Below are 12968 nucleotides of genomic sequence, written 5' to 3'. Positions count from 1 at the left end.
AGGCTCCTGAAAAAGTGGCGAAGTCTAACAGAGCTTGATCAGCTAACGACCCGTCGTGGTGTGCCGGCAAAAAAAGCCTGGGTGTTTTCGATCAGTTGGCCAACGATGCGCTGCCGGGCTTCGCGGCTGCCCCAGGCGTTGTGCGGGGTGACGATCAAGCGAGGAATGTCACCGGCCAGCAGCGGGTTGCCATTGACGGGGGGCTCGACGGTCAGCACATCGGTCGCTGCGCCGCCCAGATGGCCGTTGCGCAACGCATCGGCCAACGCCTGTTCGTTAATCAAGCCGCCGCGTGCGGTATTGATCACAAACGCGTGGGGCTTGAGCAGGCTCAGCTCGTGAGCGCCGATCATGTCGCGGGTGTGTTCGTTGAGCGGACAGTGCAGGGTCAGTGCGTCGACTTGCGGCAGCAGCTCGTGCAGCGGCACGCGATCAGCGCGGGCCGGGCGGCCAGGTATTTGTCCCGGCAGCACACGCATGCCAAAGGCTTCGGCCAGTTTCGCCACTGCGCCGCCGAGTTCGCCATGGCCCAACAGGCCCAGGGTTTTGCCTTCCAGTTCGACGATGGGGAAATCCAGCAGGCAGAACTGTTTGGAGTGCTGCCAACGACCGTGCTGCACGGCGTTCTGGTAGTCCGGCAGGCGAGTCGCCAGGGCGAGCAGCAGCATCAGCGTGTGTTGCGCCACGGAAGGGGTACCGTACCCCTGACAATTGCTGACGCTAACGCCGTGTTCACGGGCTGCGACCAGGTCGACATTATTGGTACCCGTGGCGGTAATCAGTACCAGCTTCAGATCTGGACACGCAGCGAATGTACTGGCATCGATCATGGTCTTGTTGGTAATCGCCACCTGTGCGCCCTGTAGGCGCTCGATCACTTGTTGTGGCGTACTGCTGCTGTGCAACTGCAAGTCGCTGAAGTTCTCACGCAGCACGCTAAGGTCGAGGTCGCCCAGGTCGAGGGATGTATGGTCGAGGAAAACGGCTTTGCAATCGCTGCTCATCTGTCAGGGCTCCGAGGTAATGGGGGTAAAAATAGAGGGACGATGGAAAAAAACAAAACGTTTTACGTGCTCGCTCTCTGTGTCAACGCCAGCAGCTCATCCGTCCGTTTCTGTTGATCCCTGCCACGGGCGACCAGCCATCGATGAAAATCGCGGCATTGCGGCTTATGCAATGTATTAGGGTTCCAGCAGAGTTGGTAAGGCAACGACAGTTGAATTGCATGGTAATAAGGAATGATCAATCGGCCTGCGGCCAGGTCTTTTTCGATCATCGAGTAGTGGGCGAGGACCACGCCCTGATGATCAATGGCCGCCTGAATAGCCATGCTTGAAGCGGAATAGCTACGCAGCACGTTGATCGGCTGATCGATCCGCGCGCCAGCTGATTCGAACCACTCATGCCAGGAGGGCGGCGAGTCGAATTTTGGCCTGGAATCAATCGTGATGAGGGGCAGCTGTAATAACGCTCGCGCCTCCGTGAAGGTCGCCCTGGATTCAGTGAGCTTGGGAGAGCAGGCGGGTACGATGCAGTCTTGGAACAGCTCCAGGGAATGCGCTCCGGCTTCCAGGTTTACTCCGTAGCTGATTAAAAAATCCACGCCTTCTTCGTCCAGCGTTTCAGTGAGGGTGCTGTCCAGATACAGCGTGGGCGATCCCAATTCCTTTTCCCACTCATAGGTCAGGGGGGCCAGCCATTTGGACAGCAGCGAGGGCAGGGCGCTGACATATAAGTTGTGCGGATTCTTTGAGCGCTCGACTTCGGCAGCGGCGAGTCTGAGTTCCTCGAAGGCCGAGGTGCAGCGCGAGTGAAACCGCTGGCCGCTGGCATTCAGGCGTAAACGCTGTCCGTCCTTGTGGGTCAAGCTCAGCCCGAGCGCTTCTTCCAGGATTTTCATTTGCTGGCTGACCGCTCCGGTCGAAATCCCCAGGTGCTTGGCTGCTTGAGAAATCCCGCCACAGTGGCCTACGGCTTCGAAGACCTGCAGTGATCGGAGTGGCGGTAAAAGACTCATGGTTCTCTCAGTGACAGAGTTTAGAAAAACTAAATAACAAGACAGATTTTGCCATATTTTCTTCAGGTGTAAACCTCCATAGACTGCCGGGCAAGGAGTTATCTCCTGGCTCCACTGTTTCCCCGCCTCAATCAATCTCCCCCTAACCCCGGCTTGACTGCTACCGGTCGACGAACCGTGCGCGCAGAAAAAGCACACTTTTGGTTCGGAAAGTAACGCCGGAACACCTCATTGGTGCGTAATCCCCACATAGCTGGGGGCGAGCTACAGCCAGAACCTGCCCGAAAACCCGTCGGGCTGTGGCTCGATTCACTTTTTTATGCGGGATTATCGAGTTGGCTTTTAAATTGCTAGTACTTGTATGTACAAGCATAGGTGACCGCATTTGTGGTCTTTGAATACACTCACGCACTCATTTGACTGGGCAGGAAGGATCACGATGTCGAAGAAAATCAGTTGGTTTGGATGTGTAGCTGTTGGCGCAGCGGTACTGGCTTTCATGCCAGTCGTGCAGGCCAAAGACTGGAAGTCTGTAAACATCGCCACTGAAGGCGCTTACGAACCCTGGAACTTGACGTTGCCAGGCGGAAAAATCGGCGGCTTCGAACCCGAGCTGATGGAGATCCTCTGCCAACGCATGAAGATGCAGTGCAACGTGGTTGTGCAGAACTGGGACGGGATGATCGCAAGTCTTAACTCAGGCAAATTCGATGTCCTCATGGACGCGATCGTGATCACGCCAGAGCGTCAGCAGGTCATGACCTTCTCCGTTCCTTATGCGCGTACCCCGGCCAGCTTCGTGGCACTCGACGCGAAGTTGCTTCCGGGTAAAACCGGTCAGGCAGCGGCGGTCACCTTGGGCACCGACTCGAAACAAGTTCGGGCAAGTGTCGAGGATCTGCGCAAGGCTCTGAAAGGCAAGACCATCGGTATCGCCTCCGGCACGGTCTACACCCCGTTTATCGATGAGCAATTTAAAGACGTCGCCACCGTTCGTGAGTACAGCAGTTCGGCGGAAGCTATTCTGGACTTACAGGCCGGTCGAATCGATGTGGCTTTCGATGACGTGACCTTTTTGAACTCGCTGATGGACAAGCCTGAAAACAAAAACCTTGCTTACACCGGTCCACAGATCGCTGGTCCGATTTGGGGCGAGGGTGAAGCCTTGGGCTTCCGTCAAAAAGATGCGGACTTGAAAGCCAAGTTCGATGCGGCTCTGAAAGAAGCACAGGCTGACGGTACAGTCAAAAAGCTCAGCGAAAAGTGGTTCAAGCTGGATTTGACTCCTAAGTCTTGATGTTGGCGTACCCGGCGCCATTGCGGCGCCGGGCTTCAAACGGGTTATTCGCAGGAACGTGTATATGAATCTCTTGCAGATGCTGAGCTTCGGTGAAACAGGTTGGGGGATGGCGCTGCTCAAAGCAGCAGCCACTACCCTTCTGTTGACGCTGGCGGCTTTGTTGATTGGCGCATTATTTGGAAGCTTGGTTGCAGCTGCGAAGCTGTCACGCCGACGCGCTCTGCGAGGCCTTGGGGATCTGTATTCGATTCTATTTCGAGGCATTCCCGAGCTTCTGGTGATTTACCTGTTCTATTTTGGTGGCGCCACCGTTGTTTCAGCCGTCGGTCATTGGTTTGGGGCTGAGGGCTATATCGATGTTCCTCCTTTCCTGGTCGGTGCCATTGCGGTGGGACTGATCTCCGCTTCGTACCAGGCTGAAGTTTATCGTGGTGCTTTCATCGCCGTGCCGAAGGGGGAGCTGGAAGCCGCACTCGCCATCGGGATGTCGCGCGCCATGCGAATCAGGCGCGTCCTGATTCCGCAAATCATGCGTTACGCACTACCGGGCCTGGGCAACGTCATGCAGATGAGCCTGAAAGACTCGGCGCTTATTTCGGTGATTGGATTGGTCGAGTTGATGCGCGCCAGTCAGGTCGCCGCAGGCTCTACCCGGCAATACTTCACGTTCTACATCGTTGGAGGCACCCTCTACTTGATCCTGACAGGACTCTCGGGTCGTATTTTCAACATTGCCGAAGCTCGCGTGCGCCGCACGCAGCGTCGCAACCCTACCCAGTCCTGAGACGGGAGCGTATTCAATGATCGACTTCGCCTTTCTCGCCGATACCATGCTCAAGCTGATGGCCGCATTGCCGACCACGCTGACCCTGTTTTTCTGCTCGCTTGTACTCGGATTGACCCTCTCACTGGGCATCGTTGCAATGCGTGTCAGTAGCTGGCGAATCCTGAGCTACCCGGCGCGTTTCTACATCATGATCTTTCGTGGCACGCCGCTGTTGATCCAGATGTTTTTGATCTATTACGGCCTGGGACAGTTTCCGGCGATCAGAGACAGCTTCGCCTGGGTGGTACTGAAATCACCGTACGGGTGCGCCGTCGTTTCCCTCGCGCTGTGTACGGCTGGCTACACTGCAGAAATCATTCGTGGCGGTCTGCTCAGTGTGCCCCACGGACAGATCGAAGCAGGCCAGGCCATCGGCATGTCGCCCTGGACATTGCTGTATCGGATCATCGCCCCCGTCACGCTGCGCCAGGCGCTGCCAGCCTATTCCACGGAAGCCATCCTGCTTGTCAAATCGACGGCACTGGCCAGCCTGGTGACCGTTTGGGACGTTACCGGGGTCGCTCAGCAGATCATCCAGCGCACTTATCGCACCATGGAAGTGTTCATCTGCGCCGCGCTGATCTACCTGGTCCTCAACTTCCTGGTCGTGCGCGCTGTCGCCTGGATCGAACATCGCCTGTCGCCCCATCTTCGTGAAAGACCTGCCGGGGTTTCGCCGAAAACCAAAGCGCCGGTTACGTCACCTTCTAATCCCTGATTTGCTGCGGAGCTTGTTATGAGCACTCAATCACTCACCGCCCTGTCGGTTAGCAATATTCAAAAGTCTTACGGTCCGGCGCATGTGCTCAAGGGCATTTCCCTGGATGCACACAAAGGCGATGTTATTTCGATTCTTGGCGCCAGCGGTTCAGGCAAAAGTACCTTTCTGCGCTGTATCAATCTTTTGGAAACACCGGACGAGGGCACCATCAGTCTGGATGGCGAGACCATCGAGATGGCGCGTCATCGGGATGGTCGGCTGCTACCGAGCAACGCCCGTCAAGTCGAACGCATGCGCAGCCGACTGGGCATGGTGTTTCAAAACTTCAACCTCTGGTCGCACATGACTGTTCTGCAGAATGTGATCGAAGGCCCGTTGAGAGTGCTCAAGCGTCCACGTGCCGAGTGCATTGAAGACGCTGAGCAGTTGCTACACAAAGTCGGCTTGTATGAGCACCGTAATCATTACCCTGCTCACTTGTCTGGCGGGCAGCAGCAACGCGTGGCGATCGCCCGGGCGCTGGCGATGAATCCGCAGGTGATGCTGTTCGACGAACCTACCTCGGCATTGGACCCTGAGTTGGTTGGTGAAGTACTACGGGTTATGCGCTCGCTGGCAGAAGAGGGTCGCACCATGTTGGTCGTGACCCATGAGATGGGCTTTGCCCGTCACGTGTCCAATCGGGTCATCTACATGCATGGCGGCCTGGTCGACGCACAGGGCTCTCCGGCGGAATTGTTCGAAGGCCTGCCGACCGAGCGCTTTCGTCAGTTCGTCTCAAGCCACCAGCAGAGAAATACCGACTGAGTCATTCCGAGCCAGCGTGGGTGTGAGTCACCCACGCCACCTTTGGCTCGATGGCCTGTTCATTTGTCCTCAACTGTACCTTTTGCAGGGATGAGCGAAGGCGTAATGTGGCGGGCCTGTAGCGCTCATGCTCATCTCTACGCCCGAGGCGGAGGCCCCCATGTACTGGACGGAATTTCTTACCGTTGCCCTGATTCACTTGCTCGCTGTTGCCAGCCCTGGCCCGGATTTCGCCGTGGTCGTGCGCGAAAGCGTGACCCACGGTCGCAAGGCCGGCACCTGGACGGCGATGGGCGTCGGCACGGCGATTTTCCTGCATGTGGGCTATTCGTTATTGGGCATCGGCCTGATCGTTTCGCAATCGATCGTGCTGTTCAACGCGTTGAAATGGGCGGCTGCGGCGTACCTGCTGTTCATCGGCATCAAGGCCCTGCGCGCCAAGCCGGCCAGCGCCAGCGACGCCCCCGTCGAGTTGCCGGTGGGCGAACGCACCGCACGCGGCGCCTTCACCAGCGGTTTCGTCACCAACGGCTTGAACCCCAAGGCGACGCTGTTCTTCCTGTCGCTGTTCACCGTCGTCATCAATCCGCACACGCCACTATGGGTGCAGGCCGGTTATGGCGTGTACCTGGCGGTCGCCACCGGCATCTGGTTCTGCCTCGTCGCCCGGCTGTTCAGCCAGGAACGCGTGCGCGCCGGTTTTGCGCGGATGGGCCACTGGTTCGATCGGGCGATGGGCGCGGTATTGGTCGCGCTGGGCGTGAAGTTGGCGTTTACGTCGATTCATTGATTCAGGGCGGGGGCTCTTCGCAGCGGACGCGTAGTTGCAAGCCTGCTCCCGCAATTGATCATCTACTCTGTGGGAGATCACCCCCCGTCTTCGACGCCGCGCTGTCGCGCAGCAAACTGGGTCTCGATTCTGCCCGGAGGGCGTAGGAGCTGACTTGTCTGCGAAAAGGGCCGAAGGACCTTCCAGCGATATCGTGTCCAGCCATTTTGCGACTGCTTCGCAGCCGATCGCAGACAAGTCAGCTCCTACATGGGATCGGTGCAGGCCTTAAAATTTATACCCATTTTCAACGACTTATAGGTTGTTTGATAAGAGCAGGCTTGCAACTACGCGTCCCGCTGCGAATTCAATGTCACGGCACTCAACCGCCCCAACGCATTCACATACTCCCGCGGATTTTCCCCCAGCAAACGGCTGAACATGGCGCTGAACGCCCGAGCGCTGCCGTAACCCAGGCTTTGCGCCACGCTTTGCACGCTGTCCCCGGCGAGCAGGCGTGGCAAAGCTTCCACCAGGCGCAATTGTTGGCGCCAGGCATTAAAACTCATCGCCAATTCCTGATTGAACAGCCGGGCCAATGTCCGCGAGCTGGCGCCTACCTGTTGCGCCCAATCTTCTAGCGTATTGGCATGATCCGGGGTTTTTAGCAGTGCCATACAAATGGCCAGCAGGCGCCGGTCGTGGGGCATGGGGATGTGCAGCGGCACGTTTTCCAGCGCGGCGATTTCCTCGAGCATCAGTTGCTGAATCAGCGGATTCGTGGCGTGTTGTGGCCCTTGCGCCGCGCGCAGAATCAGCTCGCGCAGCAATGGCGTCACAGCCAGTACACAGCAGGTGTCGAGGTCGGCGGGGCAATGTTCTGCGGCGATAAACAGCGAACGCATGCGTACTTCACCGGACATGAAAATCTCATGTTCGATCATCGGCGGAATCCATACCGCTCGCGTCGGCGGAATCACCCAGGCACCGTCGGCCGTGACCAGACGCATCAGGCCCGTTATCGCGTACAGCAATTGTGCTTCGCGGTGCAGGTGCGGTTCTTGATGGGCGCCATCGGGATAGTCACGGGGATGGGCGCTGACCGGCGCATAGTGCAGATGGTTAACTAACATGTCTGATTCGATGAGTTTATTGTCAGGAATGCGTTTTTTGGCCAACTTAGCATAAGCGCACACAACAACGACAAGCGTGCTGCCATGAACTCTCCTCGAACCGTCATCCGATTTATTAACGCCGCCCATGTGATCGATCACATGTTCATGCTGATTTTCCCCGCTGCCGTGCTGGGTATGACCCAGGCCTTCGGGCTGGATTACGCCCGGTTGATCGGTCTGTCGCTGGGCGGTTTCATAGCTTTTGGCGCCTGTTCGCTGCCGGCCGGATGGCTGGGCGATCACTGGAGCCGGCGGCAGATGATGCTGCTGTTTTTTTTGGGGATCGGTGCTGCTTCGATCTTCACCGGGTTGAGCAATAGCACCGCAATGCTGACCACGGGGATGACGCTGGTGGGGGTCTTCGCCGCGATTTATCACCCGGTTGGTACGGCCATGCTGGTGGCGTATGCGCAAAACCGCGGGCGCGAAATCGGCATTAACGGTATGTGGGGCAACTTTGGCATAGCGTTCTCGGCACTCCTTACCGGCCTGCTGGTGGCGCATTTCGGCTGGCGTGCTGCGTTCATTTTGCCCGGCGGCATGGCGATCATCGTGGGTCTGCTGTTTGCCTGGAAGGTCAAGGATGAGCCCATTCCGGTGCGTGTTCATACCGCGCCCAAAGGCAAGGCGGGGCAGCGGATCTCCATGGTCATGGTGTTCAGTACATTGGCGCTGGCCACTGCGACCGGGGGCGTGGTGTTCAACTCGACCACCATGACCTATCCGAAATTGTTTCAGGACCGTTTGCACGACCTGTTAGCCTCGCCGCAAACCCTCGGGATTATTGTCAGTCTGGCGTATGCCTTCGGCGCGGTAGCGCAATTGATCATTGGCCGTCTGCTTGATCGCTGCAGCCTGAAACTGCCGTTTGTCGTACTGACATTGTGTCAGGCACCGTTTCTCTTCGGCCTGGCGTACGCCGAGGGCTGGCCACTGATTCTGCTGGGCGCAGGCTTTATGTTCGTGGCGTTCGGCCAGGTCACAGTGAACGACGCAATGGTTGCCAGCTTCGTCGCGCCGCAGTGGCAATCGAGAGTGTTCGCCCTGCGTTACTTCTTGTCCTTTGGCGCCAGTGCGGCAGCGATTCCGCTGATTGCGTTTGTCGAGCCGCGTCAGGGCTTTGCAGGCTTGTACCTGATCCTTGCTGGATTCGCGGCATTGACCTTCACCGCTGCGCTGATTTTCCCACGGACTCCGGCGCAGATTCCGACAGGGCAGGCGGCTTGATTCCGATGCGCCAATAAAAGTGCCAATCAGTGTGCTGGTAGGGTGGCGAAAAGCCTGCATGCCCGCTCGCCTGCAAATCATCCCTTTGGCTGATTTAGCTGGCGGGTAAGGTCTCTAAAGTGCATATTTTTCAGCCAAGACCGTGCACTCAGAAAAGGGACTCTTATGTTGCAGACTCGCGTCATTCCGCCAGCTGATGGCGCCTACCAATACCCTCTGTTGATCAAGCGGTTATTGATGTCCGGCAGCCGCTACGAAAAAACTCGCGAGATCGTCTACCGGGACAAATTGCGTTACAGCTATCCGACCCTCAATGAACGCATTGCTCGTCTGGCCAATGTCTTGACCGCTGCCGGGGTCAAGGCCGGAGATACCGTGGCGGTGATGGACTGGGACAGCCATCGTTACCTGGAATGCATGTTTGCGATCCCGATGATTGGCGCGGTGATCCACACCATCAACGTGCGCCTGTCACCGGAACAGATTCTCTACACCATGAACCACGCCGAAGATAAGTTCGTGCTGGTCAACTGTGAGTTCGTGGGGCTCTATCAAGCGATTGCGGGGCAGCTGACCACGGTCGAGAAAACCATCCTGCTTACCGATGCCCCGGAAAAAACCGCTGATTTGCCCAACCTGGTCGGCGAATACGAGGAGCTGCTGGCAGCGGCAAGCACTCAGTACGAGTTCGAGGATTTCGACGAAAACTCGGTAGCCACCACCTTTTACACCACCGGTACCACCGGTAATCCGAAGGGCGTGTATTTCTCCCATCGGCAATTGGTACTGCACACCATGGGCGTGGCGACGATCATGGGCTGTGTCGACAGCGTGCGTCTGCTCGGCACCAACGACGTGTATATGCCCATCACCCCGATGTTCCATGTGCATGCCTGGGGCGTGCCCTATGCCGCGACCATGCTCGGACTCAAGCAGGTCTATCCCGGTCGTTACGATCCGGAATTTCTGGTGGAGTTGTGGCGTAAGGAAAAGGTCACGTTCTCCCACTGTGTGCCGACCATCATGCAGATGGTGCTCAATGCCAAAGCGGCGCAGGGGGTGGATTTCTCCGGCTGGAAAATCATCATTGGCGGCAGCTCGCTCAACCGGGCGTTGTATGAAGCCGCCAAGTCCCGGGGCATCCAACTGACCGCAGCTTACGGTATGTCGGAAACCGGGCCGTTGATCTCTGTGGCGCACCTGAACGAAGAGATGCTTGCGGGCAATGAAGACGAATGCATCACCTATCGGATCAAGGCCGGTGTACCGGGAGTCCTGGTGGATGCGGCGATCATTGACCTTGAAGGTAACTTCCTGCCGGCGGATGGCGAGTCCCAGGGCGAGCTGGTATTGCGTGCACCGTGGCTGAGTGAGGGCTATTTCCGTGAGCCGGAAAAAGGTGCCGAGCTGTGGGCAGGCGGCTGGTTGCATACCGGCGATGTGGCGACGCTGGACAGCATGGGCGTGATCGATATTCGTGACCGGATCAAGGACGTGATCAAGACCGGTGGCGAATGGGTGTCCTCACTGGCACTCGAAGATCTGGTCAGTCGCCACCCGGCGGTACGTGAGGTAGCCGTTGTTGGTATCGCTGATCCGCAATGGGGTGAAAGACCTTTCGCGTTATTGGTGATCCGCGAAGGGCACAGCATCGGCGCCAAGGAGCTGAAGGAACACTTGAAGCCTTTTGTCGAACTTGGGCACATCAATAAGTGGGCGATTCCAAGTCAGATCGCTCTTGTTACTGAAATTCCCAAGACCAGTGTCGGCAAGCTCGACAAGAAGCGTATCCGTCTGGATATCCTCGAGTGGCAGAAGACTAACAGCACCTTCCTCTCGACACTTTAAGTGTCTTTTTGCCGTGCTCCCTGAGCACGGCAAGCCCCCAAGCAAGCGCTTGGCTTGCCAATTCCTTAATTTAAGTCATTCTCCCCGGCACCCGTTTCAACGGGCGGTTCGAAATACCCGTGCCAGAGGGTTTGATGCTGTAAATCACACTTTAGAGGGATCAAGCGGTACTCCCTGCTGGCTATAGTCGGCCCCGGGTTCTTGGCAAGAGCGGCTGTAAACGCAATCTCGTATCGCAGCCTTCTGGGTTGCCCGATGAGCGTGACACTCAAGAGCACTTGAGTCGTTCCTGGAAGTGCCCACTGGCATAACAATAAAAGCACATGGAGTAGCGTCGATGACATCAGTAAACCAGTTCTGGCGCCGGGCGAAACTGCCTCTGGCCGTCAGTCTTGCTTCCACGCTCGCCGGTCCGGCATTTGGCGTCAGTTTCAACGTCGGTGAAATCGAAGGTCAGTTTGACTCGTCTCTTTCCATAGGCGCCAGTTGGTCTACGGCGAACCCTGACAAGAACCTCATCGGTGCCAACAACGGCGGCCGCGGCCTGTCCCAGACGTCCGATGACGGCCATTTGAATTTCAAGAAAGGGGAAACGTTCTCAAAGATCTTCAAGGGTATTCACGACCTTGAGCTGAAATACGGTGACACCGGCGTGTTTCTCCGGGGCAAGTACTGGTACGACTTCAAACTCAAAGATGACGACCTTAACTTCAAGAATATCAGCGACAACCACCGTGACGAGGCAGCAAAAGCGTCCGGCGCAGAGCTCCTCGATGCCTTCGTTTACCACAACTACTCCATCGGCAATGAGCCGGGTTCCGTGCGGTTGGGTAAGCAAGTTGTCAGTTGGGGTGAAAGTACCTTCATCGGCGGCGGTATCAACTCGATCAACCCGATCGACGTATCGGCCTTCCGCCGTCCTGGCGCGGAAGTCAAGGAAGGCTTGATTCCGGTCAACATGTTCTACCTCTCGCAAAACATCACCGAGAACCTGTCGGCCGAGGGCTTCTATCAGATTGGATGGGACAAGACGGTCACCGATAACTGCGGCACCTTCTTCTCGCAGCCGGACGTGATCTCCAAGGGCTGCGACACTAACCTGGCCGTGCTGAGTACTCAGAGTGGCCTTAATAACGCCCTTACGCGAGCGGGCCTGCCGGCTCCGGCGCGCGGCGCAATATTCAATTCGTTGGCCCAACAGGGCGTCAACTTTGGTAGTCCGGACGAGGGCGCCATTGTCGCCCGTGGCCGTGACCGTGAGCCGCGCAACGGCGGTCAATTTGGTTTTGCCACGCACTATAACTTCGAGCCACTGGACACCGAGTTCGGTGCCTATTTCATGAACTACCACAGCCGCAACCCGATCTTCAGCGGCAAAGGCGCACCGGCCAGCGTTTACAACCCTGCCAACCTGGTTGGCTCGCTGGTCCGCAATGGTGTTCCGCTGTCGGTTGCTAGAGGCTTGGCGCCGACTCTGCTGCCAGCGGTCGTGGCGGCCAACTCCAGTTACTACGTCGAGTACCCGGAAGATATCCGTCTGTATGGTCTGAGCTTCTCAACTACGCTGCCTACCGGTACCGCGTGGGCCGGCGAGCTCAGCTACCGTCCTAACGCGCCGGTGCAAGTCAACACCACCGACATCCTGTTCTCCGGTCTGACACCATTGAACCCCAGCGTATCGCCGTTGAAAGGTACTCCGGGGGCTGATCAGCCGGGTTATCGTCGCAAGGAAATCACTCAGTTCCAGACCACCTTCACCCAGTTCTTCGATCAGGTGATGGGCGCCGAGCGACTGACCGTCGTGGGTGAAGTGGGCTGGACCCACATGGGTGGGTTGGATAGCCCGGACAAGGTCCGTTATGGCCGCGATCCGAGCTACGGCCCGGGCCCTCTGCCTAACGGTCAGTGCGTCGCGCTCAACACCAGCACCCTGGCGGGCGCGTCTCAGGACAACGTGTCGAAGTATTGCGAAAACGACGGCTTTGCGACCGCTGACTCCTGGGGTTATCGCGCTCGTGCCATCTGGGACTACCCCAGCGTGTTCTCCGGTATCAACCTCAAGCCAAGCGTCGCCTGGTCGCATGACGTCAAAGGCTACTCACCTGGCCCTGGCGGCAACTTCGAAGAAGGGCGCAAGGCCGTCAGCCTGGCCCTGGACGCCGAATACCAGAACACCTACACCGCCGGTCTTTCATACACCGACTTCTTCGGCGGCAAATACACCACTGTGGATGACCGCGATTTCATTGCGCTCACCTTCGGCGTGAACTTTTAAGAC

General features: G+C 57.5%; 11 protein-coding genes. 8 read left to right on the top strand and 3 right to left on the bottom strand.

Going from position 1 to position 12968, the window contains the following annotated elements; genetic code table 11:
* Nucleotides 1-38 precede the first annotated feature (38 nt).
* Nucleotides 39-1004 carry a 2-hydroxyacid dehydrogenase gene (locus AC1MEE_RS20795; RefSeq protein ID WP_480411445.1) on the bottom strand — a complete coding sequence of 322 codons (966 nt, stop codon included), beginning with the start codon at nucleotides 1002-1004 and terminating at the stop codon, nucleotides 39-41.
* Between the two features lie 62 nt (nucleotides 1005-1066).
* Nucleotides 1067-2017 (bottom strand): LysR substrate-binding domain-containing protein, encoded by a 951-nt coding sequence (locus AC1MEE_RS20790; RefSeq protein WP_480416289.1) that lies wholly within the window; start codon nucleotides 2015-2017, stop codon nucleotides 1067-1069.
* A gap of 439 nt (nucleotides 2018-2456) precedes the next feature.
* On the opposite strand from AC1MEE_RS20790, the gene AC1MEE_RS20785 reads away from it, so the two are divergent.
* The 5 genes from AC1MEE_RS20785 to AC1MEE_RS20765 all read left to right on the top strand — a co-directional run bounded on the left by AC1MEE_RS20785 (nucleotide 2457) and on the right by AC1MEE_RS20765 (nucleotide 6461).
* Nucleotides 2457-3314 (top strand): transporter substrate-binding domain-containing protein, encoded by an 858-nt coding sequence (locus AC1MEE_RS20785; RefSeq protein ID WP_480411444.1) that lies wholly within the window; start codon nucleotides 2457-2459, stop codon nucleotides 3312-3314.
* A gap of 64 nt (nucleotides 3315-3378) precedes the next feature.
* Complete coding sequence (locus AC1MEE_RS20780; RefSeq protein WP_480411443.1) at nucleotides 3379-4101, top strand: ABC transporter permease; 723 nt, start codon at nucleotides 3379-3381, stop codon at nucleotides 4099-4101.
* A gap of 16 nt (nucleotides 4102-4117) precedes the next feature.
* The gene (locus tag AC1MEE_RS20775) at nucleotides 4118-4861 is read left to right on the top strand and encodes an ABC transporter permease (RefSeq protein ID WP_480411442.1); all 744 of its coding nucleotides are present in this window, start codon (nucleotides 4118-4120) and stop codon (nucleotides 4859-4861) included.
* An 18-nt stretch (nucleotides 4862-4879) separates the two neighbouring features.
* Nucleotides 4880-5671: an ABC transporter ATP-binding protein gene (locus AC1MEE_RS20770; RefSeq protein WP_480411441.1), complete on the top strand. Its 792-nt coding sequence runs from the start codon at nucleotides 4880-4882 to the stop codon at nucleotides 5669-5671.
* Between the two features lie 160 nt (nucleotides 5672-5831).
* Nucleotides 5832-6461, top strand: a complete 630-nt coding sequence (locus AC1MEE_RS20765) for a LysE family translocator (protein WP_480411440.1) — start codon at nucleotides 5832-5834, stop codon at nucleotides 6459-6461.
* A 326-nt stretch (nucleotides 6462-6787) separates the two neighbouring features.
* Here the strand turns inward: AC1MEE_RS20765 and AC1MEE_RS20760 are convergent, their stop codons facing one another.
* Nucleotides 6788-7573, bottom strand: a complete 786-nt coding sequence (locus tag AC1MEE_RS20760) for an AraC family transcriptional regulator (protein WP_480411439.1) — start codon at nucleotides 7571-7573, stop codon at nucleotides 6788-6790.
* An 84-nt stretch (nucleotides 7574-7657) separates the two neighbouring features.
* Here AC1MEE_RS20760 and AC1MEE_RS20755 point away from each other — a divergent pair, with 84 nt between their 5' ends.
* The 3 genes from AC1MEE_RS20755 to AC1MEE_RS20745 all read left to right on the top strand — a co-directional run bounded on the left by AC1MEE_RS20755 (nucleotide 7658) and on the right by AC1MEE_RS20745 (nucleotide 12965).
* Nucleotides 7658-8842 (top strand): MFS transporter, encoded by a 1185-nt coding sequence (locus AC1MEE_RS20755; protein WP_480411438.1) that lies wholly within the window; start codon nucleotides 7658-7660, stop codon nucleotides 8840-8842.
* A gap of 165 nt (nucleotides 8843-9007) precedes the next feature.
* Entirely contained in the window at nucleotides 9008-10690 is a 1683-nt protein-coding gene (locus AC1MEE_RS20750; protein WP_480411437.1) for a fatty acid--CoA ligase, read from the top strand.
* A 337-nt stretch (nucleotides 10691-11027) separates the two neighbouring features.
* Complete coding sequence (locus tag AC1MEE_RS20745) at nucleotides 11028-12965, top strand: DUF1302 domain-containing protein (protein ID WP_480411436.1); 1938 nt, start codon at nucleotides 11028-11030, stop codon at nucleotides 12963-12965.
* The last annotated feature ends 3 nt before the right edge of the window (nucleotides 12966-12968 follow it).

The organism is Pseudomonas sp. ASL3, from assembly GCF_056680425.1.
The sequence above is the reverse complement of the archived record's forward strand: the minus strand, read 5'-3'. Positions and strand labels throughout refer to the sequence as shown.

What these genes read in the sequence shown, in the direction of transcription:
- AC1MEE_RS20795 (WP_480411445.1), bottom strand. Translation starts at nt 1,004, where the DNA reads ATGAGCAGCGATTGCAAAGCCGTTTTCCTCGACCATACATCCCTCGAC.
- AC1MEE_RS20790 (WP_480416289.1), bottom strand. Translation starts at nt 2,017, where the DNA reads ATGAGTCTTTTACCGCCACTCCGATCACTGCAGGTCTTCGAAGCCGTA.
- AC1MEE_RS20785 (WP_480411444.1), top strand. Translation starts at nt 2,457, where the DNA reads ATGTCGAAGAAAATCAGTTGGTTTGGATGTGTAGCTGTTGGCGCAGCG.
- AC1MEE_RS20780 (WP_480411443.1), top strand. Translation starts at nt 3,379, where the DNA reads ATGAATCTCTTGCAGATGCTGAGCTTCGGTGAAACAGGTTGGGGGATG.
- AC1MEE_RS20775 (WP_480411442.1), top strand. Translation starts at nt 4,118, where the DNA reads ATGATCGACTTCGCCTTTCTCGCCGATACCATGCTCAAGCTGATGGCC.
- AC1MEE_RS20770 (WP_480411441.1), top strand. Translation starts at nt 4,880, where the DNA reads ATGAGCACTCAATCACTCACCGCCCTGTCGGTTAGCAATATTCAAAAG.
- AC1MEE_RS20765 (WP_480411440.1), top strand. Translation starts at nt 5,832, where the DNA reads ATGTACTGGACGGAATTTCTTACCGTTGCCCTGATTCACTTGCTCGCT.
- AC1MEE_RS20760 (WP_480411439.1), bottom strand. Translation starts at nt 7,573, where the DNA reads ATGTTAGTTAACCATCTGCACTATGCGCCGGTCAGCGCCCATCCCCGT.
- AC1MEE_RS20755 (WP_480411438.1), top strand. Translation starts at nt 7,658, where the DNA reads ATGAACTCTCCTCGAACCGTCATCCGATTTATTAACGCCGCCCATGTG.
- AC1MEE_RS20750 (WP_480411437.1), top strand. Translation starts at nt 9,008, where the DNA reads ATGTTGCAGACTCGCGTCATTCCGCCAGCTGATGGCGCCTACCAATAC.
- AC1MEE_RS20745 (WP_480411436.1), top strand. Translation starts at nt 11,028, where the DNA reads ATGACATCAGTAAACCAGTTCTGGCGCCGGGCGAAACTGCCTCTGGCC.